Here is a 19883-nt window from a genome sequence, read left to right on the forward strand (position 1 = left end):
AGGACGGGCCGCAGCCGGTCAGCCGGTTGCGGCCACCAATCAGGGTTGCGGCATCGGAGAAAATACTTCGCACAATTGAATATTGGTCGATAGCGCTATCTAGGCGTTAACGACATTGTCATTGCGGAGAATATGTATGGTCGACGAGAAGCGGCTGATCTCGAAAATCACCTGGAAGCTGATGCCGTTTCTCGGCATTCTTTATCTCATCGCCTATATCGACCGGCAGAATGTCAGCTTCGCCAAGCTGCAGATGGTCGATGCGCTCGGGTTGAGCGAGTATGCCTACGGGCTCGGCGCTTCGCTCTTCTTCATCGGCTATTTTCTCTTCGAGGTGCCGAGCAATCTCTTCCTCGACAGGCTCGGCGCGCGTGTCTGGTTCGCCCGCATCCTGGTCTCCTGGGGCCTCGTCACCATCGGTCTCGCCTTCACCCAGAATGCGGCGATGTTCTATATCCTGCGTTTCCTGCTCGGCGTCTGCGAAGCCGGCTTCTTTCCGGGCGTCCTCTATCTCCTGACGCTGTGGTTCCCTTCGGCCTATCGCGGCCGGATGGTCGGCCTGTTCATGATCTTCAGCGCGATCGCCAATGCCGTCGGAGCACCGCTCGGCGGGGCGCTGCTCGATCTCGACGGCCTTTACGGCTTTGCCGGCTGGGAGTGGGTGTTCCTGGCGACCGGTATTCCGGCCGTCATCGCCGGCGTCGTCACCTTTTTCCATCTTCCCGGCCGGCCTGAAAACGCGAACTTCCTGAGCAGCGAGGAGAAGAACTGGCTTGAACGAAGGCTCGCTTCGGAAAATGCCGGCATGGACGAAAATGCCGGAAACGGCTTCAAGGCGCTGATCGACCCGCGCGTCCTCTTGATGGCGCTCTGCTATATCGCCTTTCCGCTGTCGGCCTATGGGCTGAGCTACTGGCTGCCGACCATCGTCAAGGCCTTCGGCGTCAGCAACACGGTGAACGGCTTCCTCAACGTCATCCCCTGGCTGCTGGTCGCCGTCGCGCTCTATGCCGTTCCCGCCATGGCCGACAAGGCGCAAACGAAGACGCCCTTTATCGTCATCCCGGCCTTCATCGGCGCCGCCTGCCTGCTGCTGTCGGCGCTGATTCCGAACCACACGCTGCAATTCGCCGTCCTCTGCGTCGCCGCCGCCGGCATCTTTGCGCCGCAGCCGGTGTTCTGGAGCCTGCCCTCGCGGTTCCTGAAAGGGGCGGGTGCGGCGGCCGGGCTTGCCGCCATCAATTCGGTCGGGAATCTCGGCGGCTTCGTCGCCCAGAACGTCGTGCCCTGGATCAAGGATGAAAGCGGCAGCACCATCGCGCCGATGTTCTTCCTCGCCGCCTGCCTTGCCGCCGGCGCGCTGCTGGTCTTCTTCGTGACGCGTCAGTTGTCGAGCCGCGAAGATGCGGCGGCACCCAGCCGGACCTGAGTGATGTGCTTCAGGCCGTCAGCGTGAAGGCGTCGCTTTCGCCCGGAACGAGCTCCATCGGCCAAATCCTGTTGCGGGCGCCCTGCGGATAATGATCGGCATAGGCCGGCATGGTGGCAAGCAGGGTTTCGCCGAGCTGGGCGCCGAGATCGCGCAGCGACATGCGGAAGGAGGTCAGCGACGGCTGCAGGAAAAGGGTGCGTGGCTCCTCGCGGAAGCCGACGACGGCGAGGTCGCGGCCGGGCACGATGCCGGCCTCGGCCAGCCTGCGGTAAAGCCCGATCGCCATCAGCTCGTGGATCAGGATGATCGCCGTCGGTCGGTCTTCGATCATCAGCAGTTCGTGGCCGGCCTGATAGCCGCCCTGTTCGCTCGACTTGACGCGGATGACGAGGGCGGGGTCGAAGCCAAGGCCGTGACGTTGGAGCGCCTGACGGTAGCTGTCGAGGAAGATGTAGCCGAGATTGATGTCGGAGGAGGGGACCGCCACCGCAATCCGCCGATGGCCCTTTGCGACCAGCCGGTCGACGCCGCGCGCCGCCACGCCTTCGAAATCGAGATCGATCCAGGTATAGCTGCCGCCGGACGCGCTGCGGCCGAGCGCTACGAAGGGGATGCGGGCCTTTTCCAGAAGCTCGATGCGCCGGTCGGTGCGCCGCGTCGCCGAGATGATCAGCGCATCGACGAGGCGGCGCGCCACCATGCGCTTCAGATATTCGTGCGGATCCTCGTCGTCAGGGCAGGGCAGCATGACCAGATCGAGCTTGTGCCGGGAAAAGACGCTCTGCAGCCCGTCGGTGACGCCGAGGAAAAAGTCGTCGCTGTTTTCGACCGTCTCGCGGCTCACTTCCAGCATCAGCCCGATGACATTGGTCATACCCTGGCGCAGGCTGCGGCCCGACTGGTTGGCGACGTAGCCGAGCTCTTCGGCGGCGGCGAGCACCCGCCGGCGCGTGTCTTCATTAACGTCAGGCTTGCCGTTCAACGCCCGGGACACGGTACCGATCGAAATGTCGAGATGCTCGGCGAGCTGGCGAATTCCCTTCATCTCCGATGATTTTCCTCCCGATTGGATCGCATTTGCCCTTTCTTGCCACAGGACGGCGGCTGCGAAAAGTCGGGGGAGGCATTATGGCCTGAAGCTCTGGCGGATGACGAGTTCCGGAATGACGCGTTCGGAACCCGCAGGAGCGTCCGGATTGTCAAGCCGCCGCTCCATCAGCTCCACGGCGCGTTGCGCCATAACAAGCGGGTCCTGGCGGAAGGTGGTCAGCCGATAGCTGAGCCAGGCGGATTCTGGCACGTCGTCGAAACCGATGACGGCGACATCCTCAGGCACGCGCAATTGCGTTTCCAGGCGCACCACATCCATCAGGCCGAAGGCGATCTGGTCATTGGCGCAGAAGACGGCATCGGCTTTTATCTTGTTCGAGAACAGCGCGCGGCCGGCGGTGACGCCGCCGTCATAATCGGAATCGTCGCCGCGGGCGACGACGACGGATGCGCCGAGCGCCTCGGCGGTCGACAGGAAGGCGCTTTCGCGCTCGACGATCGCAGGCGTTCCCGTGTTGGAGCCGATGACCGCCAGCCGCCGCCGACCGCTTTCGTAAAGGGCTGTCGCCGCCTTGTGCGAGGCTTCGGAATTGCCGGCGCGCACGTGGTCGGCATCGGGCTCCGAACGGCCGATGACGACGAGCGGCTGGCCGTTTCGCTGCGCGAGTTCGAGGAAACTTGCCGGCGGCGAGCCGGACAGGATGATGATCGCCTCAGCCCGGTGGCCGATGAGCATCTTCTGGGCGGCGAGCAGCTCCTCTTCCGTCTCACCGGTATTGACGAGGATCGGAATGCTGCCGCGCCGGATCAGCAATTTGGCAAGCGCTGCTGCCAGATGTGCGCGAAATCCCACTTCCGGCCGGGTCGCGACGATCCCGACGAGGCGGCTCTGATTGGCGAGCACGCCGCGAGCGAGATCGTTGACGTGATAGCCGAGTTCTTCAGCGGCCCGCAGCACCTTTTCGCGCGTCGCAGGCGCCACGCTGGCGCCCGGCGTGAAGGTGCGCGACACGGCGGAACGCGAAACGCCCGCCAGCTGCGCCACCTGCTCGGCGCTGACGAAACGCATGCGCTCTTTTTTCGGCATCCTGCCGCCGTTCCCGGGACCATCATTCATCGGCTCTCAGCTATTGCGCGTCTCTGACAGCCGGATGACAGGCGGTGGGGTGGGTGGAAATTTTGCGAAGGTACTGTTGTCAGCATGAGCGACCGATGCGCGCCGAAAGCTGCCCCTGGCCCTTGCCGGGATCGAGCCGCTGGTCTCGACCCGTCCTGCGGACCCGGTTCTGACGGGGAAGGACGTGGCCCACGAGACATTGGCGAGGAACGGAGAGGTCGCGGCATATCCCCTTCGCCCAGTTTGCGGGGGGAAGGTGGCAGCAGCCGGATGAGCGGCGGCTCTCCTGGCCGGCCTGCCATTGATATTGAACTAAAAAAGCCGAGGATGCGGAACGCAACCTCGGCTGAGGGTCGAGCGGTGCCGACGACCACTTCGAAAAAAGCTCAGGTCTACTCGCAGACCCGCACGGTTTCAGTGTGATAACCGCCGTCATAGCGGTTGCGGACATCGCGATCCTCATACCAGCATCTCGGCGCCGGTTCGACATAGCGGGGGCCATCGACATAACGCGGGCCGTTATTGGCGAGGGCGCCCCCGATCAGACCGCCGACGACACCTGCGGCAACGCCGCCGGCGATGATGCGGCCGGTGTTATCGTGGTGGTGATGGTGGTCACGCGCGGCAGCGGGCTGAATAGCCGATCCAACAAGGGCCGTCGCGATCAACAGGCTGCTAATAATTCTCTTCATAACCTTCTCCTCAGTGGGCACAGGCCCCGGATAAAAGTAAAATGCGGCAGCAAGGCGTTTGTTCGTTCAAACTTTGCGACATGCATTAACGCATGTCATTGCCGAACACCATATCAGGTCGCCGATTCCGCAGCGGTCGTCGCAGGGCATTGTTGCTTATAGAAGCGACGGGGCCGTGAGTTGCCTGAGGCGCTGGCTGAAAATCAGCTGATGAACCACTTCCATAAAGGAAGCCCGCCTTAGCGGTCTAGTCGGGTTTTGAGTGGAGTGCGCCGCGCGGGCCACTTCCCGACGGTGAATAAAACGCCCCGCAATTCGCGGGGCTAATGGTGCATGGAAAGGTGTTTTGCCCGTTTCGGACGGATCTGGTGCATCGCTATTTGTGAAGGCATATCAGTGTGGAGGTGGGCGTCGACAAGGTCGATTTGAAGATCGAAAACCTGCAATTGTCGATGAATGGCCGCGCCGCGGAGGCGAGCGCCCGCGGCACGCTTTTAACGATGCGATTCATTGTCTCAAGTCCAATTGCTTGAACCAAACGGCCGCAGCGGCTCGAACTCCACCGCCTGCACATCGTCCGAGGAGGCTATCATCTTTGCCCGCTTTTTGGCGAGCTTCGCCCACCACTTCGAATTGCTCCGGATCCGATCGATGCCATAAAGTATACGAAGCATGTGTCGGGCTTCCGCAGCCTCCATTGTGACGAGTGGTATGCCATCCAGTCGGGCCGGTGCATCAGTTGCGATGTCGATGATGGCCCAAGTGGTATCCCTCGCTTCCAGCCGGTAATTGCTCGCCATTTCGTCCCTCCGGTCGTATGGCGAGATTGATGCAAAATTCCCGACGCGCACATCCGGCAAAAGGGATTGGTTCCATCGCCAAAAGGTGAATGCGGCCGTTTGAACATACCTCGGCGCCGACTCCTTCACCCTCCGAGGCGACCGTTCAGGGTTAGCAGAGCCTTCAACGACTAATCGTCGCTCCGTTGTTTAGGTCATACCGGCATGTTTTAGGTCATACCCAGTGGCGTCCAGCACATCTTCGGGGATATCGTCGAAGGAGGCGTAGTTGAGGTTATAGAGCCTGGAATAGAGCTTGCCGTTCTTCATCAATTGCCGGTGGTTGCCACTTTCGATGATTTCGCCGTTCTGCAGCACGATGATCCGGTCGGCTTCGCGGATCGTCGCCAAGCGATGGGCGATGACAAGGCCGGTGCGATTTTCAAGCAGCTTGACCAGCGCCTTCTGGATCAGCATTTCCGTATAGCTGTCGATATTGGCCGTCGCCTCGTCGAGCACGAGGATCTTCGCATCCGCCACGAGGGCGCGGGCAAAACTCAAAAGCTGGCGCTGGCCGAGCGAAAGATTGCCGCCGCGCTCGCCGAGAACGCTGTCGTAACCATCGGGCAGGCGCATGATGAAATCATGGGCGCCGACCGCCTTGGCCGCCTCGATCACCTGTTCGCGTGTCGCTTCCAGCTTGTGGTAGCGGATGTTTTCGAAGACGGTGCCGGTGAAGAGGAAGGGCTCCTGTAGCACCATGGCGATTTGTGCGCCGAGCGAATCCTGCGTCAGGTCACGCACGTCGTGGCCGCCGACCAACACCTGGCCTTGCTGCACGTCGTAGAAGCGGTGGATCAGCGACATGCAGCTCGATTTTCCGGAGCCCGTCGGCCCGACCAGCGCCACCGTCTCACCGGGATTGACCTTGAAGCTCACATGTTTCAGCACAGGATGCTTCGGATTGTAGCCGAAGACGACATCCTTGAATTCCACCGAGCCGTCCATGTCGCGCGACAGGACCTTGGCATCCGGCGCATCCTTGATGTCGACGGGCACGTCGAGCACTTCGGTCAGCCGCTGGCCCGACGCCATGGCGCGCTGCATCACCGAATATTGCAGGGTCAGCGAACGGATCGGGTCGAAGAAGCGCTGGATGTAGAACAGGAAGGCGACGAGCACGCCGACATCGAGCGCCTGGTTGAGAACGCGGGCGCCACCGACGACGATGACGAGCGCCATCGCCACACCCGTCAGGCTGTCGACGATCGGCACCATCACCTGCGCATAACGGGCCGCCGTCAGATGCGTCCTGAGATTGGCATGCGCCTTGTCGTCGTAGAGCGTGAAGTTGACGCCCTGCCGGTCCATGCTCTGGACGGCGCGCACGCCGTGGATCGCCTCGGCGAGCGCGCCGTTCGCCACCGAATTGGTCTCATGTGCGGCCATGAAGGACTTGCGGGCGAGCGGCAGCCAGAACAGCCGGACGACGAAGAGCACCGGCAGCACCGCGAGCGTCAGCAGGCCCAGCTTGAAATCGAGATAGAGCATCACGAAAACGATGCCGAAGAGCAGCACGATATCGCCGACGGAGAGAACCGAGGTTTCGAGGAATTCCTGCATCGAGTTGACGTCGCCCTGCAGGCGCGACATCAGCCGCCCCACTTCGGTCTTGTCCATGAAGGAGAGCGAGACGCGCTGGAGATGCGAGAACATCGCCTTGCGGATGTCGAAGAGCACCTCTTCCGCGACATTGCCGACCAGGGTCTCCTGCGCATAGCTTGCAGCATAATTGATAAGGATGGCGATGGCGAAGGCGGCGATCGACCAGACCAGTGCGGAAGGATTGCCGCCGGGCGACATGCCGTGGTCGATGGCGTAACGGATGATCAGCGGGATCAGCAACTGCATGGTCGTGAAAGTCAGGACCGCGACGACCGCCCAGGCGACCTGCCGGCGGTAGGGATGAACGAAAGCCCAGATGCGCTTGACGATGTTGCCGTCAAAGGCCTTGCCGAACATTTCCTCCTCGACGCGATGCGAACCAACGACCGCCCGCGGCGGGCGGCGGCCGTCCTCGCGAACGTCGGGACGCTCGGTTTCCAGTTCCTCGGCCATCACATTCCTCCTGCGGCCATCACTTGAGGTGGTCCGCGCATCAATTCTTTGTCCGCCCTTCTCCCCAGCGGGGAGAAGGTGCCCGAAGGGCGGATGAGGGGGCCGCACGGCACCCCTATTTGCCCTTTGCCTCCGCTCAGGGCACTCGTCGCGGCGCGCCTCGCCCCTCATCGCCTCGCTTTGCTCGGCACTTCTCCCCCTGGGAGAAGGGGCATCTCGTTAGGCGCTCAACACCTCGTCGCCCGGCCGCACCTGCAGGTCGTAGAGTGCCTTGTAGCGGCCGCCGATCGAAAGCAGCGCCTGATGCGTGCCGCGCTCGACGATCCGTCCGTCTTCGACGAACAGGATCAGGTCGGCATGCATCAGCGAGCTCAGGCGATGGGCAACGATGATGGTCACGCGGTCGGCGGCGTAGCGGCGCATGGCGCTGCGGATGCGCTGCTCGGTGGCCGCGTCGATCGCCGCCGTCGAATCGTCGAACACCATGACAGCCGGCTTCAGCATCAGCGCCCGGGCGATCGAAAGGCGCTGCCGCTGGCCGCCGGAAAGCGAAACGCCACGCTCGCCGACGACGGTGCCGTAGCCGGTGGGAAGGCCGAGGACGTAATTGTGCAGCTGGGCGCTTTCGCTGGCGCGTTCGATGCGGCTTTCCTTGGCCCAGGGATCGCCATAGGCGATGTTGTTCTCGATCGTCGTCGTGAACAGGAAGGAGTCCTGCTGCACGACGGCGACCGAACGGCGCAGCGATTGCAGCGTCGCCTTGCGGATGTCCTGGCCGTCGATGGTGATCCTGCCGCCGCTGACGTCGTAAAAGCGCGGGATCAGATGGGCGATGGTCGACTTGCCGCTACCGGGAGGGCCGACGATGCCGACGGTCTGGCCGCGCCTGGCTTCAAAGGAGACATCGTGGAGCACGGTGCGCTTTTCCGCGCCGGGATAGGCGAAGCTGACATTCTCGAAGCGCAGCACGCCGTCCGTCACTGCCAATTCCCTGGCGTCCGGCGCGTCCTTGATTGATATGTCGAGGTCGAGCAGAGCAAAGAGGCGCGAGCCGCAGGTGGAGGCGCGGGCAAAGGCATTGACCATCAGGCCGAGCTGGCGCACCGGCATCTGCAGGATGGTCATGAAGGTCAGGAACGAGGCGAGCGTGCCGACGGTGATCTCGCCGGACATGACCTTGCCGCCGCCGACCCAGAGCACGAGGCCCATCGCCGCGAAGAAGGAGAAGGTCATGGCGCTGGTGTTGACGACGCGGATGCCGACGCGCTGATGCGCAAGCACCAGCGCGTTCTTCGAGGCCGCCTCGAATTTCGTCAGTTCATGCTCCTGTGCGGCAAAGGCGCGCACGACGCGGATGCCGCCGAGATTCTCCTCCATGATCCGGGTCAGCACCGACAGCCGCTCCTGCAGGTCGAGCCAGGTGGCCCGCAGCCTGAGCTGCGTCACCGAGGAGCGCCAGCCGACGAAGGGCACGAAGGAGAGCGCGAGAAGGCCGAGCACGACATCGGTCGCCAGCAGCATATAGGCGCCGATGCCGATCAGGATCGTGAGCAGAACCATGCGGACCAGCGCGGTGGAAAAATACATGCGCACGCCTTCGAGATCGAGCATGCCGACGGTGATCAGGTCGCCGGAATGCACCGTATCGTGAAAGCTGAAGGACAGGCGCTGGATTTTTTCGTAGCAGGCCAGGCGCAGCTCGTAGCCCATATGGTGGCCGACGGATTCGCTGAAATAGTTCTGCACCATGGTGAAGAGGCCGCGCAGCACGCTGGCGCCGAGCAGAAGCAGCGCCGTGGTCAAGAGCGCATCCTGCGCCGCCTGGCCCGCCGCGCCGCCGTCCATCGCCATCTGCGTGTGGTCGACGGCCTGGCCGAGAAGACGGGGGATCATCAGCTGGAAGGTGGAGGCGATGAGCGTGGCGCCGATCGCAAGGCCCGCCTGCCAGGGGTGGCGGAAGGCCATCGCGGTGATGCGCACCAGTGTATAGAGGCCTCGGCCCCAGCCTGCCGCAGTTGCAAGCGCCATCGAAGCCGAAGGCTTCGTCGCGCGTGTTGACGCTTCGCTGCTCACGGTATTTTCCAATAGATGTGGTGCTCGGACGCTGGCCCGAAAAGACGGCAAATCCATGAAGGGATTGATAGCAGGCTCACTTTTGCCGATTCCATTTGGGGGTTCAAGTAAAGAATTCACCAACTGGTTATTTTTACGTGAGGCCGTCTCGAATCCCCGCAGGAGCATGAGCGCGCGGTGGGTTGCAGCAGCACCGCGACCCCGGTGACGGAGAGAACCATGTCGCCGAAGGCCCTCGCGCGAAGGGCGCCGAAGGCGCCTGGCAGTCTTCGACTGACCGATCGACAAGACAGGGAGCGAGTGTCACGTTTGCAACCGCAGTGCTGCGTCGCCCAGAACGTTTGCGCTCTCCCCTTCTGGGAAAGGGAGAGCGCTCGCAAGCCGCTTTTTCAAGCTGCAGTCAATGATTGTTACGCCGGCCGTTCGGAAGTGCTTGTTCGCCACTTGATGAGGCGCTTCTCGGCGATGTCCAGAATGCTATCGATAATCAGGACAAAGATCGCGAGGATCAGGATGCCGGCGAAGACGCCGACTGCATCGAAATTGCCTTCGGCCTGAGCGATCAGATAGCCGAGCCCGGCAGAGGAGCCGAGATACTCGCCAATGATCGCCCCCACAACGGCGAAGCCGACCGAAGTGCGCAACGACGACAGAATCCAGCTTGCCGCTGCAGGGAAATACACGTGGCGAAGCAGGTCCCGCCGATTGCCTCCCAAAATGCGGGCGTTCGACAGGACCACTGGGTTGACTTCGCGCACGCCCTGCATCGCGTTGAAGAAGGTGACGAAGAACACCAGCGTCACGGCGAGCGCCACCTTGGACCACAGCCCAAGGCCGAGCCATAGCACGAAGATCGGGGCGAGCACGACACGAGGAATTGCGTTCAGCCCCTTGATGAAGGGGTCGAGAATGCGCGCGGCCGAACGGCTGAGACCGAGCCACACGCCTGCTGCCACGCCAAGTGCCGTTCCAACCAGATACCCGAGCACAGTTTCAGTGAGGGTGATGGCGACATGGCTATAAAAGCTGACGTCCGCCAACCAGGACACGACCTGGTCGAAGATGTCGACCGGAGCCGGAAAAAAGAAGACGTCAATGACGCCGGCCGCGACACCGAGCTGCCAGCCGCCGACAATTGCCACCAGCAGCACGATTTGAATGAGGCGTTCAGTCATGACGTTCATAGCTTTTCTCCACTTCACCGCGCAGCGATGACCAGATGTTGCGATAGAGATCCATGAACCGCGGATCGAGCTTGATTTCCGCAACATCACGCGGACGTGCGAGATCGACGGGGAAGCTGTCGATCACGCGCGAGCGCGGTCCGGCGGCAAGCACGACGACCCGATCGCCGAGAGCAATCGCCTCCTCGAGGTCGTGCGTTATCATCACCACTGCGCGCCGCTCCTCCTGCCAAAGCCGCAACAGCTCGTTCTGCATCAGGTGGCGGGTATGGATGTCGAGCGCTGAGAAGGGCTCGTCCATCAGGATGACCTTCGGCCCGGTGATCAGCGCCTGCGCCATTTGCACGCGCTTGCGCTGACCGCCGGAAAGCTGGTGCGGGTAGCGATGCTCGAACCCTTTGAGTCCGACTTTCGCCAGCCATCTCATCGACTGGTCTCGGCGGTCGGTGGCGCCGACACCCTTGAACATGGGACCGAGTTCCACGTTCTCGATTGCGGTCTTCCATGGAAGCAATGCATCCTGCTGGAACAGGTAGCCGATGTTGTGCTGAACCCCCTGCACCTTCTGACCATCGATGGAAACAGTGCCGCTGGCAGGTTTCAGAAGTCCGGCAATTGCGTTTAGTATGGTGCTCTTGCCGCATCCAGTCGGTCCAACGATGGCCAGGAACTCGCCATCAGCGACGCTCAGATTGACATCCTGCACAGCCACATAGGAGCCGAAGGACATGGTGACCGCATCGATGGAAACCATCGGCTTTGCATGATCCGGACTGTTGGTCGGGGGTGTGGGTTTCACTACAGCCAATGCCATGACCTCCTCCTGTCAGTTGGCGGCGACGTTCGGGACCTTGCCGACGAACTCGTTCGTGTAGGTTTTCGCAAGGTCGATTTCCGCCGCGGCGACTTTTTCGTTGAAGCTCTTCAGCACAGCGAGTGGAATTTTGATGTCTTCCTCGTTGATGCGTCCGTCTTTCGAGAAGATCGCCTTCGCGTTCTCGACCGCCTTGACGTAGGTGTCGCGATCGCCGGAAATGAACTCCTTCGGGAGCTTCTCCACGATCTCTTCCGCGGAATGGCTATTCATCCATTCGAGCGCTTTGACCGTGGCGTTCGTGACCTTCTGGACCGTCTCGGGATTTTCCTCGATGTAACTCTGTGTGGCATAGAGGACGGAAGTTGGATAAATCCCGCCATAGATCGCTCTGGCACCGTCATCGCTGCGCCCGTCGATCAGGATCTTGCCGACGCCCTTGGCTTCAATGAAGGTCGCAGCCGGATCATAGTTGACGAGCAGATCGACTTTCTGCTGTTCGAGCGCGGCGACGGCGGCGGACCCGGAACCAACGCCGATCAGCGAGATGTCGTCTGCGGACAATCCGTTGCGCTGCAAGTAATAGCGGACAAAGAAATCGGAAGACGAACCCGGCGAGGTGATCCCGATTTTTGCACCTTTGATTGTTTCCGGCTTTGCCGGATCGAATTTGCTGTCCTTGCCGCCAGCCATTACGAGCCCGGAATTGCGGGCAAGCTGCACGAACGCCACGACGGCCTTTTTCTGCGACTGCATCTGGATCGTATGATCGTAGAAGCCGACGGCGATGTCCGTCGAGCCAGCAACCAGCGCCTGAAGGGTTTTCGAGCCGCCCGATGCGAAGTTTTCGACGGTCACTTCCAAGCCTTCCTTCTCATAAAGGCCAAGACCTTGTGCAACCGGAAAAGGAAGATTGTTGAGGTTGTAAGAGCCGACGCTGATGCGGACTGGGTCTGCGAGTGCAGAGCCAGCAAGCGCGACGGTTGCCGCGAGGGCGAGCATGAGCTTGCGCATGATGATATTCTCCTCCTGTTGATGGCGCCCTCCCGGAGGCCACGGTTATTATGCCGCGCAACCCCGTTGCGTGACAGGTTTTGCTAACACATGTCCTTCGAACAGCCGGCGGGCGGTGCGAAGGATTCCGGCGACGACCTTGCCGTCGCGTTGATAAAGTTTAACGTCCAGCTGACCGCTCGGGTGCTCGATGGAAAGAACCACCGGAGGGGCCCTTCTGCCGATCATGCGTGAAGCGACCGTATCCTCGGTGATACAGGCTGTGGCGATTCCGACAGCGCCCGTGGTTGCGAGAGACGGATGACATTGGTGCGGCATGAAATACCGCACGTTGACGTCGCCTCCTGCCTTTGGTCTCGACAGCAGGACTGGCTTCGGCGTTACCTGATTGCGCACGTCTCCAAGGCCCATCCGTTCGCCGGCTTCAATGCGCAACTTCTCCAGCCGTTCCAACAGGTTCCGATCAGCATTGAGTTCAGCCGCTGGCTCGAAGCCGGTTGCGCCGATCGACGCGGCCTCGATCAAGATCATCGGCATGGCGCAGTCGATGCAGGTGACAGCTACGCCATCGATTAAGTCGATGGGTTTGCCCGTGGGAAAGAGTTGTCCGGTGCGAGCCCCGGCTGCGTCCAGGAAAGTCAGTGCGATCGGCGCAGCGCGGCCGGGCACGCCGTCAATTGCAGCGTCACCGAGGTAGGAGACGCTGCCGCCCGGAGTAGGAACTTCGGCCTCGATCAGCTTGCCGGTGTTGACGTTATGAATCCGGACGAGCGTCGCTTCTCCACCAACCGGGACAAGCCCAGCTTCGATGGCGTACGGCCCGACTGCGGCAAGCATGTTCCCGCAATTCGGGGAGGTGTCGACAATTTGCTGGTCGACCCGCACCTGGGCGAAGAGATAATCGACGTCCGCGCCAGGAACGCTGGCAGGTCCGATGATGGCCACCTTGCTCGTAACCGGATTGCCGCCGCCGATTCCGTCAATCTGCAAGGGATGCCCCGAGCCCATGATGGACAGCAGGATCTTGTCACGCTGATCAGCCGCCGCGGGAAGATCCCGTGCCAGGAAGAACGGTCCTTTCGAGGTGCCGCCTCTCATCAGAACGCAAGGTATAGGCATCAGGTCGTTCATCACTTGTGCTTCCAGCAGAATTATGTCATCGCCGCATCAATCAGCGTTGTTGATCCAATTATCGGAAGAGATGTTTATTTGTAAAATGCTAAGAATCGGAGGATTGATGCGAAATGAGCATTAATTGCGAAATCCTTGACCTGCGAGCCTTTCTGAGCGTCGTAGAGTTGGAGAGCTTCAATCGCGCGGCCGATGCCCTGCATATGTCACAGCCCGCGTTGAGCCGCCGTATTCAAAAACTGGAGCTGGTCATCGGGGCGCCGCTCTTGGAGCGGACGACCAGGCATGTGTCCGCAACGGCTCTCGGCACAGAACTCGTGCCGCTCGTCCGACGCATGCTGGAGGAGTTCGACGGCTCTCTCTTTGCTGTCCGCGACGTTGGCGCCAAGCGAGGCGGATTGGTGACGATTGCCTGTCTTCCAACCGCAGCATTCTACTTCCTGCCGACGGTCATCCGGCAGTTCAATGACGAATATCCAAACATCCGCTTTCGTATCCTCGATCTACCTGCCACGGACGGCCTTCGAGCCGTGGCAAGCGGCGAGGTGGAGTTCGGCATAAACATCATGGGCACCTCCGACCCCGACCTCACCTTCGAGCGGCTTGCGGAGGATCCATTCGTGCTTGCCGCGCGAAAGGATCATCCTCTTGCAGGAAAACAATGGGTCGAGTGGGCGGAGCTGGAGCCCTATCACTTGATTACGGTTCATCGGTCGAGCGGCAACCGGACGCTGCTCGACGCGGCGCTGGCAAAATCGAACATCAAGCTCCGCTGGTTCTACGAGGTAACCCATCTGTCTACCTCGCTGGGGTTGGTGGAAGCGGGCCTTGGGATTTCGGTGCTGCCACGAATGGCCACCCCCAGGGAAGACCATCCATTCCTGATCACCCGTCCCATCCGCAATCCCGACATATCCCGAACAATCGGTGTGGTTCGGCGTCGCGGTGGAACCTTGTCGCCGGCGGCAGAGCGGTTTCTCGAGATGCTGATAGGTGTATGGGGAGGATGATTGAAAGGCTCCGCGATGACCGTTCGAGCAACGCGATTAGACTTTGATCACGCTGAAGATGCGCCAGGAGGAAGCGCAGATGGAAGGGCGCGCACCGTCTTGATCATCGCGATGGCCGTCATCATGCGGGCGCCGCGGCCGACGAGCGCAATGCGCTGGTCAGCCGATATCTCCGCCGCCCCACTGACTCTTGCGGAAAAGAGCAGCCTGCCCGATATCGATGTCGTGCCGAGATCGTCTCGCAGGCCCATGCGGCTGCAGAACGGATGGCGAGCGGTTCTACCTTCAGGCCAAGGCCGCCTGAAAAAGTGTGATCTTTTGGGAACCATCTGCGCGTCGCCGCGTTAACAGCGCTGGTGACCAAGAGGGGCAGATGGAAGTGCTGGATCGACATGATACGTCTCTTAACGAGGAGGGGCGCTTTCGTCTTCTGGTCGATGCCATCACCGACTACGCTATCTACATGCTGAGCCCCGAAGGCATCGTCACCAGCTGGAATACCGGTGCCCAGCGCTTCAAAGGCTACAAGCCTTCGGAGATCCTCGGCGAGCATTTTTCCCGTTTCTATGTCGAAGAGGATCGTGCGGCCGGAATTCCCGAGCGCGCGCTTGCCATGGCGATCGAGCGGGGACGGTACGAGGGGGAGGGCTGGCGTCAGCGCAAGGACGGCAGCCGCTTCTGGGCCCACGTCGTCATCGATCCGATCCGCCACCCTTCCGGCGAGCTCATCGGCTTTGCCAAGATCACCCGCGATCTGACGGAGCGCAAGGCGGCCCAAACCGCGATCCGTCAGAGCGAGGAACAGTTCCGCCGGCTTGTCCAGGGGGTCTCGGACTATGCGATCTACATGCTCGACCCCGAAGGCAATGTCAGCAGCTGGAATTTCGGCGCCGAGCGGATCAAGGGCTATCGGCCGGACGAGATCATCGGCCGACATTTCTCGACCTTCTATACGCCCGAGGACCGCGCCGCCGGCCTGCCGGAAGCCGCGCTCCGAGTCGCCCGCGCCGAAGGCCGGTTCGAGCGGGAAGGCTGGCGTGTGCGCAAGGACGGCACCCGCTTCTGGGCCAGCGTTGTCGTCGACGTCATCCGGGGCGATGACGGCGAGGTGCTCGGTTTTGCGAAGATCACCCGCGATATCACCGAGAAGATGGAGACGCAGCGGGCGCTGGAGCAGGCGCGCGAAGAACTTTTCCAATCGCAGAAGATGGAGGCGATCGGTCAGCTGACCGGCGGTATGGCCCATGATTTCAACAATCTGCTTATGGCCGTGCTCGGCAGCCTGGAGATCCTGAAGAAGCGCATGCCGCAGGATCGCTCGCTGACGTCGCTGGTCGACAATGCCATGCAGGGCGCACAGCGCGGTGCTGCCCTGACCCAGCGCATGCTGGCCTTTTCCCGCCGGCAGGAACTCCACATCGAGCCGATCGACGTTTCCGGCCTGGTGCGCGGCATGATGGATATTCTGAGCCGTTCGCTCGGCCCCCTTACCACGATTGAGACCTACTATCCCGTCCGGCTTCCGACCATCCTTACCGACCCCAATCAGCTGGAGATGGCGATCCTCAACCTCGTCGTCAACGCCCGTGACGCCATGCCGGCCGGTGGCCGCATCACGCTGCGCGCGTCCGAAGAATCGATCGCCGCCGGCAACGGGCCGCTGTCAGCCGGCCGCTATGTCAGAATCGCGGTGATCGATGAAGGCGAGGGCATGGATGCGAAGACGCTGGAGCAGGCGGTCACGCCATTCTTCACCACCAAGGGCGTCGGCAAGGGCACCGGTCTCGGCCTTTCCATGGTGCAGGGTCTTGCCACCCAGTCCGGCGGCCGGCTGACGCTGAAGAGCAGCCCGGGCCAAGGGACGACGGCGGAACTATGGTTCCCGGTCGTAGCAGTCGAACAGGGAACGGAGGTAGTGGCCGAGCCGCCGCAACGGGATGACGATGCACAGCGCCGGCTGCGGATCGTCGCCGTCGACGACGACGGTCTGGTTCTGATGAACACGACGCTGATGCTTGAGGACCTCGGCCACACGGTTTTCGAGGCGATGGCCGGTCCCGAGGCGCTCGACATCCTGCGCAAGGAGCCGGTCGATCTCGTGATCTGCGATCACGCCATGCCGCGCATGACCGGTGCGCAGCTCGCCGAGGCGATCCGCAGCGAATGGCCCAAGATGCCGATCATTCTCGCTACCGGCTATGCCGATCTGCCCGATGGGGCAGGCGCCAATTTGCCCCGCCTCGGCAAACCCTTCTCGCAGGCGCAGCTCGCCGATGCGATCAGCCGGGTCGCTTCTCAAGGCGCGTGACGGGCGGGCAGGATTCTGACGTGCGTTACTTCGGCACGTTCCGAATGTCCGCGCTATGCACGGAGCTTCTCGTCGCCACTATCCTGGATGACCGCGCTGTCTGCTCCTTCCCGAAGGTCACCGGTCGTGGCCGTAGCTGTGCCGCCGAGAAGACGCCTTTCGGTCTCTTGCAGATCAAGGATCGCCCGTTCGATCTCCCCAGCCGGGGCTTGGCGCGAGTCCAAGCGCCACCGATGTTGCTGCCACAAGCTGACGAGCTGCCGCCGGCTCGGGACTTCTATCGTTTCATGCAGGAACCATGCTCCGCCGACCGCAACGAAAAGCGCTGCCGCAATCAGCGCCGGTTCAGGCAGCACAGTTTCAAATGTCCGGTGGACAAGGAACATGATGGGGACGTGGAAAAGATAGAGCGAGAAGCTGATCGTCCCGAGAAACCTGAGCGGCGCAGCGGCCAGCACACGGCCTGCGATGGGCGGCTGTCGCGCGACGAGGGCTACGATGACGGCTGCGGCGGCGGCGCTTTGCAGGCTCCAAAATTCAGGCGAGAAATTCGGCAGGACATGCCGATAAGCGAAGAACACCGCCAAGAGGAACAGCGTGACAATTCCGGTGAGGGCGGATGGCGTCCATCTTTCCCAATGAGAATGCATTGCACCGGCAAGCGCGCCGAAAAGAAAGTAGGGCAGCTTGGACAGGAGCAAGATTCCGGGCCCCGGCAATTCGAGCAGGCCATCGACGACGACGACAATTGCGAAGCCGGCGATCATGCCGCTGTGGCGTTGCGGGCGGGCCAGGCAAAGCCACAGAAGCGGGAAGAGCAGATAGAACTGAATTTCGGGTGGAATTGACCAGAAAACGCCGCTCGAGCCGAGAAGAAAGATATGGCGCACAAAATCCGTGCCGCCGACGATCGGCTGAACGAAGTTCAGACTTGGCATGCCGGACAGCATCGCCACGAGCAGGACGGCAACCAGATAGACCGGATAAATGCGGGCAAAGCGGCTCACCAGGAAATCCAGGATGTTTTCCCTGGTCACCGGCCGTGAACCGTAGAGATGGGCCATCAGAAAGCCGCTGAGGGCGAAGAACAGGCCGACGGCTTCGCTGCCCATCGTCATCAGATGCTGGGCGGTACCTGGAAAGATCAGGCCGATGTGCGCTTGAACGACCAGAAGCGCGGCAATGCCGCGCAGGCCATCGAGACTGGGGATGTAATCCGGCCGGCTCATCTGCAGCTTTTAGCTATTTTGGTCAGGCAAGCAGTAGCCGACATGACTTTACAAGATATTAATCCGCTGCGCTGAAGCCACGGCGCAACTGCTTGCGGGAATCGTATTATCCGTGGCGATCTCTTCCGATCTCGCCGCGAAGAATGAACACCAGCAGTGCCAGCGCCATCGCCGCCAGCCCGTACCAGGTGATCGCGTAGACGAGATGGTGGTTGGGGAAATGGATGATCGTCAGTCCGCCGACGGGCAGACCGCCCGGATTGGCGGTCGCATCGGCGTCGATGTAATAGGGCGCGACCGCAGCTACACCGCGCTTTTGCGCGATCGCCGCGACATCGCGCGAATACCAGCGGTCGGTGCCGACATCGTTGGATTGCAGCAGCGATCCCTTCGGCTCGGTCATCCGCATCAGCCCGGTGATTTCGACCGGTCCCTGCACCTGACCTTGGCGGCGCGTCGCCGGGTCGCGCCTGTCGGTCGGCACGAAGCCGCGGTTGATGAGGATGGCAGTCCCGTCGGCAAGCATCAGCGGCGTCATCACCCAATAACCCGGGCCGAGCGCCGTCGAGGCATAGACCAGCGTCTCCTTGTCGTTGGCCAGCCTCCCGGCCACGTTCACCCGGCGATACTCGTCATCGCCGGCATTGACCTTGTCCCAATCGGCCCGCGCCGGGGCCGGAACGGCCGCGGCATGCACGCGCTCGTCGACACGGGCGATGAGATCGCGCTTCCAGGCGAGCCGCTGCACCTGCCAAGTGCCGAGGGCCGCGTGCGTTACCGCAAGAAGTGCGAGGCAGACGGCAAAGGCGGCGCGCTTTACCGGCGAATGCCGTTCTTCCGCCTTTCCGGGAGGAGCTTCGCTCATGGCAGAAACCGCTTCGGGCGGCGGTGCCGCCGCCCTTCCGATGCCATCACGGCATGTTCTTCATCATCTCGGGGCTCATCGGCATCATGTTGGTGTTGAGATGATGCATGACCCAGAGGGAGCCGGAGAGCGCGATGGCGACGATGATGATGGTGAAGATCAGCGCCATCATCGTCCAGCCGCCCTCGCTGCGGGGGTTCATGTGCAGGAAGAAGACCATATGGACGACAATCTGGATCGCCCCGATGGCCATCACCAGCACGGCCGTCACCGCCGGGCTTTCGAAGACGCCTGACATGACCAGCCAGAAGGGAATGGCGGTCAGGATGACGGAGAGCGCGAAGCCCGTCATATAGCTGCGGAAGGTGCCGTGGCCGGCCTGATGGCCGTGGCTGTGGCCGTGATGGGCCTCGTGGGCATCCTCATGGGCGGGTGCTTGCGAACTCATCCGACAACTCCGAGCAGATAGACGAAGGAAAAGACGCCGATCCAGACGACGTCGAGGAAGTGCCAGAACATCGACAGGCACATCAGCCGGCGGCGATTGGCCTCGATCAAGCCGTGCAACGACACCTGGACCATCAGCGTGATCAGCCAGATGATGCCGAAGGTGACGTGCAGACCGTGCGTGCCGACCAGCGTGAAGAAGGAGGAGAGGAATGCGCTGCGCGTCGGCCCGGCGCCTTCATGGATCAGGTGGATGAATTCGTAGAGTTCGAGCCCGATGAAGGCGGCGCCGAACAGGCCGGTGACGGCGAGCCAGAACAGCGTTTCCGCCTTGGCATTCCGCTCCATCTGCAGCATGGCGAAGCCATAGGTGATCGAGGAGAGGAGCAGCATCGAGGTGTTGAGGGCGACGATCGGCAGATCGAAGAGATCGGCCGGCGACGCCCCGGCGGCATAGTTGCGGCCGAGCACGCCGTGAGTCGCAAACAGCACCGCGAAGATCAGGCAGTCGCTCATCAGGTAGAGCCAGAAACCGAGATTGGTGCTGTTCTCCGGATGATGATCTTCCGTCAGGTAGAATTCAGGCTTTTCGGCCGTGTCGACAGTGTGATCGCTCATGG

18 protein-coding genes are annotated in these 19883 nt (G+C 61.8%); 4 read left to right on the plus strand and 14 right to left on the minus strand.

The features are described from left to right. Positions 1-136: 136 nt before the first annotated feature. Positions 137-1429: an MFS transporter gene (locus tag J2J99_RS27020; protein ID WP_168296412.1), complete on the plus strand. Its 1293-nt coding sequence runs from the start codon at positions 137-139 to the stop codon at positions 1427-1429. Positions 1430-1439: 10 nt separating this feature from the next. Here the strand turns inward: J2J99_RS27020 and J2J99_RS27025 are convergent, their stop codons facing one another. The 10 genes from J2J99_RS27025 to J2J99_RS27070 form a co-directional block, all read right to left on the minus strand. Continuing rightward, positions 1440-2477, minus strand: a complete 1038-nt coding sequence (locus tag J2J99_RS27025) for a LacI family DNA-binding transcriptional regulator (protein WP_168296413.1) — start codon at positions 2475-2477, stop codon at positions 1440-1442. Positions 2478-2558: 81 nt separating this feature from the next. Beyond that, the gene (locus tag J2J99_RS27030) at positions 2559-3599 is read right to left on the minus strand and encodes a LacI family DNA-binding transcriptional regulator (RefSeq protein WP_168296414.1); all 1041 of its coding nucleotides are present in this window, start codon (positions 3597-3599) and stop codon (positions 2559-2561) included. Between the two features lie 392 nt (positions 3600-3991). Then, positions 3992-4291 carry a hypothetical protein gene (locus tag J2J99_RS27035; RefSeq protein WP_168296415.1) on the minus strand — a complete coding sequence of 100 codons (300 nt, stop codon included), beginning with the start codon at positions 4289-4291 and terminating at the stop codon, positions 3992-3994. A 515-nt stretch (positions 4292-4806) separates the two neighbouring features. Next, the gene (locus J2J99_RS27040) at positions 4807-5091 is read right to left on the minus strand and encodes a hypothetical protein (RefSeq protein ID WP_168296416.1); all 285 of its coding nucleotides are present in this window, start codon (positions 5089-5091) and stop codon (positions 4807-4809) included. A 189-nt stretch (positions 5092-5280) separates the two neighbouring features. After that, positions 5281-7188: an ABC transporter ATP-binding protein gene (locus tag J2J99_RS27045; protein ID WP_168296417.1), complete on the minus strand. Its 1908-nt coding sequence runs from the start codon at positions 7186-7188 to the stop codon at positions 5281-5283. Between the two features lie 219 nt (positions 7189-7407). Then, positions 7408-9216, minus strand: a complete 1809-nt coding sequence (locus J2J99_RS27050) for an ABC transporter ATP-binding protein (protein ID WP_168296565.1) — start codon at positions 9214-9216, stop codon at positions 7408-7410. A 455-nt stretch (positions 9217-9671) separates the two neighbouring features. After that, positions 9672-10445, minus strand: a complete 774-nt coding sequence (locus J2J99_RS27055) for an ABC transporter permease (RefSeq protein ID WP_168296418.1) — start codon at positions 10443-10445, stop codon at positions 9672-9674. Further along, positions 10429-11259, minus strand: a complete 831-nt coding sequence (locus tag J2J99_RS27060; RefSeq protein WP_168296419.1) for an ABC transporter ATP-binding protein — start codon at positions 11257-11259, stop codon at positions 10429-10431. The genes J2J99_RS27055 and J2J99_RS27060 overlap by 17 nt, the downstream gene beginning before the upstream one ends. Before the next feature lie 12 nt (positions 11260-11271). After that, a complete protein-coding gene (locus tag J2J99_RS27065; RefSeq protein ID WP_168296420.1) occupies positions 11272-12273 on the minus strand; it encodes an ABC transporter substrate-binding protein in 1002 nt (333 codons plus the stop codon). Between the two features lie 48 nt (positions 12274-12321). After that, the gene (locus tag J2J99_RS27070) at positions 12322-13404 is read right to left on the minus strand and encodes a 4-oxalomesaconate tautomerase (RefSeq protein WP_168296421.1); all 1083 of its coding nucleotides are present in this window, start codon (positions 13402-13404) and stop codon (positions 12322-12324) included. Between the two features lie 113 nt (positions 13405-13517). Between J2J99_RS27070 and J2J99_RS27075 the strand changes: the two genes are divergently transcribed. Further along, positions 13518-14414, plus strand: coding sequence for a LysR family transcriptional regulator (locus tag J2J99_RS27075; protein ID WP_168296422.1), 897 nt, complete (start codon positions 13518-13520; stop codon positions 14412-14414). Positions 14415-14787: 373 nt separating this feature from the next. Further along, positions 14788-16722 (plus strand): hybrid sensor histidine kinase/response regulator, encoded by a 1935-nt coding sequence (locus J2J99_RS27080; protein ID WP_168296423.1) that lies wholly within the window; start codon positions 14788-14790, stop codon positions 16720-16722. A gap of 53 nt (positions 16723-16775) precedes the next feature. Here the strand turns inward: J2J99_RS27080 and J2J99_RS27085 are convergent, their stop codons facing one another. After that, positions 16776-17894: an acyltransferase family protein gene (locus J2J99_RS27085; protein WP_246638787.1), complete on the minus strand. Its 1119-nt coding sequence runs from the start codon at positions 17892-17894 to the stop codon at positions 16776-16778. On the opposite strand from J2J99_RS27085, the gene J2J99_RS34220 reads away from it, so the two are divergent. Next, on the plus strand, positions 17778-18026 hold the full coding sequence (locus tag J2J99_RS34220; protein WP_246638791.1) for a hypothetical protein: 249 nt from the start codon (positions 17778-17780) through the stop codon (positions 18024-18026). The genes J2J99_RS27085 and J2J99_RS34220 overlap by 117 nt on opposite strands. Positions 18027-18057: 31 nt before the next feature. Here J2J99_RS34220 and J2J99_RS27090 read toward each other — a convergent pair whose 3' ends face one another. Genes J2J99_RS27090 through cyoC form a run of 3 tightly spaced genes read right to left on the minus strand, consistent with a single transcriptional unit; the run spans position 18058 to position 19881 of the window. Further along, positions 18058-18816, minus strand: coding sequence for an SURF1 family protein (locus J2J99_RS27090; RefSeq protein ID WP_168296425.1), 759 nt, complete (start codon positions 18814-18816; stop codon positions 18058-18060). 46 nt (positions 18817-18862) lie between these two features. After that, a complete protein-coding gene (cyoD, locus tag J2J99_RS27095) occupies positions 18863-19264 on the minus strand; it encodes a cytochrome o ubiquinol oxidase subunit IV (RefSeq protein ID WP_168296426.1) in 402 nt (133 codons plus the stop codon). Then, complete coding sequence (gene cyoC / locus J2J99_RS27100; RefSeq protein WP_168296427.1) at positions 19261-19881, minus strand: cytochrome o ubiquinol oxidase subunit III; 621 nt, start codon at positions 19879-19881, stop codon at positions 19261-19263. The genes cyoD and cyoC overlap by 4 nt, the downstream gene beginning before the upstream one ends. Between the last annotated feature and the right edge of the window lie 2 nt (positions 19882-19883).

This window comes from Rhizobium binae, from assembly GCF_017357225.1.
Taxonomy (GTDB): domain Bacteria; phylum Pseudomonadota; class Alphaproteobacteria; order Rhizobiales; family Rhizobiaceae; genus Rhizobium; species Rhizobium binae.

Bases quoted from the DNA above. Each gene is read 5' to 3' on its own strand.
- J2J99_RS27020 (WP_168296412.1), top strand. From the start codon at position 137: ATGGTCGACGAGAAGCGGCTGATCTCGAAAATCACCTGGAAGCTGATG.
- J2J99_RS27025 (WP_168296413.1), bottom strand. From the start codon at position 2,477: ATGAAGGGAATTCGCCAGCTCGCCGAGCATCTCGACATTTCGATCGGT.
- J2J99_RS27030 (WP_168296414.1), bottom strand. From the start codon at position 3,599: ATGAATGATGGTCCCGGGAACGGCGGCAGGATGCCGAAAAAAGAGCGC.
- J2J99_RS27035 (WP_168296415.1), bottom strand. From the start codon at position 4,291: ATGAAGAGAATTATTAGCAGCCTGTTGATCGCGACGGCCCTTGTTGGA.
- J2J99_RS27040 (WP_168296416.1), bottom strand. From the start codon at position 5,091: ATGGCGAGCAATTACCGGCTGGAAGCGAGGGATACCACTTGGGCCATC.
- J2J99_RS27045 (WP_168296417.1), bottom strand. From the start codon at position 7,188: ATGGCCGAGGAACTGGAAACCGAGCGTCCCGACGTTCGCGAGGACGGC.
- J2J99_RS27050 (WP_168296565.1), bottom strand. From the start codon at position 9,216: ATGGCGCTTGCAACTGCGGCAGGCTGGGGCCGAGGCCTCTATACACTG.
- J2J99_RS27055 (WP_168296418.1), bottom strand. From the start codon at position 10,445: ATGAACGTCATGACTGAACGCCTCATTCAAATCGTGCTGCTGGTGGCA.
- J2J99_RS27060 (WP_168296419.1), bottom strand. From the start codon at position 11,259: ATGGCATTGGCTGTAGTGAAACCCACACCCCCGACCAACAGTCCGGAT.
- J2J99_RS27065 (WP_168296420.1), bottom strand. From the start codon at position 12,273: ATGCGCAAGCTCATGCTCGCCCTCGCGGCAACCGTCGCGCTTGCTGGC.
- J2J99_RS27070 (WP_168296421.1), bottom strand. From the start codon at position 13,404: ATGAACGACCTGATGCCTATACCTTGCGTTCTGATGAGAGGCGGCACC.
- J2J99_RS27075 (WP_168296422.1), top strand. From the start codon at position 13,518: ATGAGCATTAATTGCGAAATCCTTGACCTGCGAGCCTTTCTGAGCGTC.
- J2J99_RS27080 (WP_168296423.1), top strand. From the start codon at position 14,788: ATGGAAGTGCTGGATCGACATGATACGTCTCTTAACGAGGAGGGGCGC.
- J2J99_RS34220 (WP_246638791.1), top strand. From the start codon at position 17,778: ATGGGCCATCAGAAAGCCGCTGAGGGCGAAGAACAGGCCGACGGCTTC.
- J2J99_RS27090 (WP_168296425.1), bottom strand. From the start codon at position 18,816: ATGAGCGAAGCTCCTCCCGGAAAGGCGGAAGAACGGCATTCGCCGGTA.
- cyoD (WP_168296426.1), bottom strand. From the start codon at position 19,264: ATGAGTTCGCAAGCACCCGCCCATGAGGATGCCCACGAGGCCCATCAC.
- cyoC (WP_168296427.1), bottom strand. From the start codon at position 19,881: ATGAGCGATCACACTGTCGACACGGCCGAAAAGCCTGAATTCTACCTG.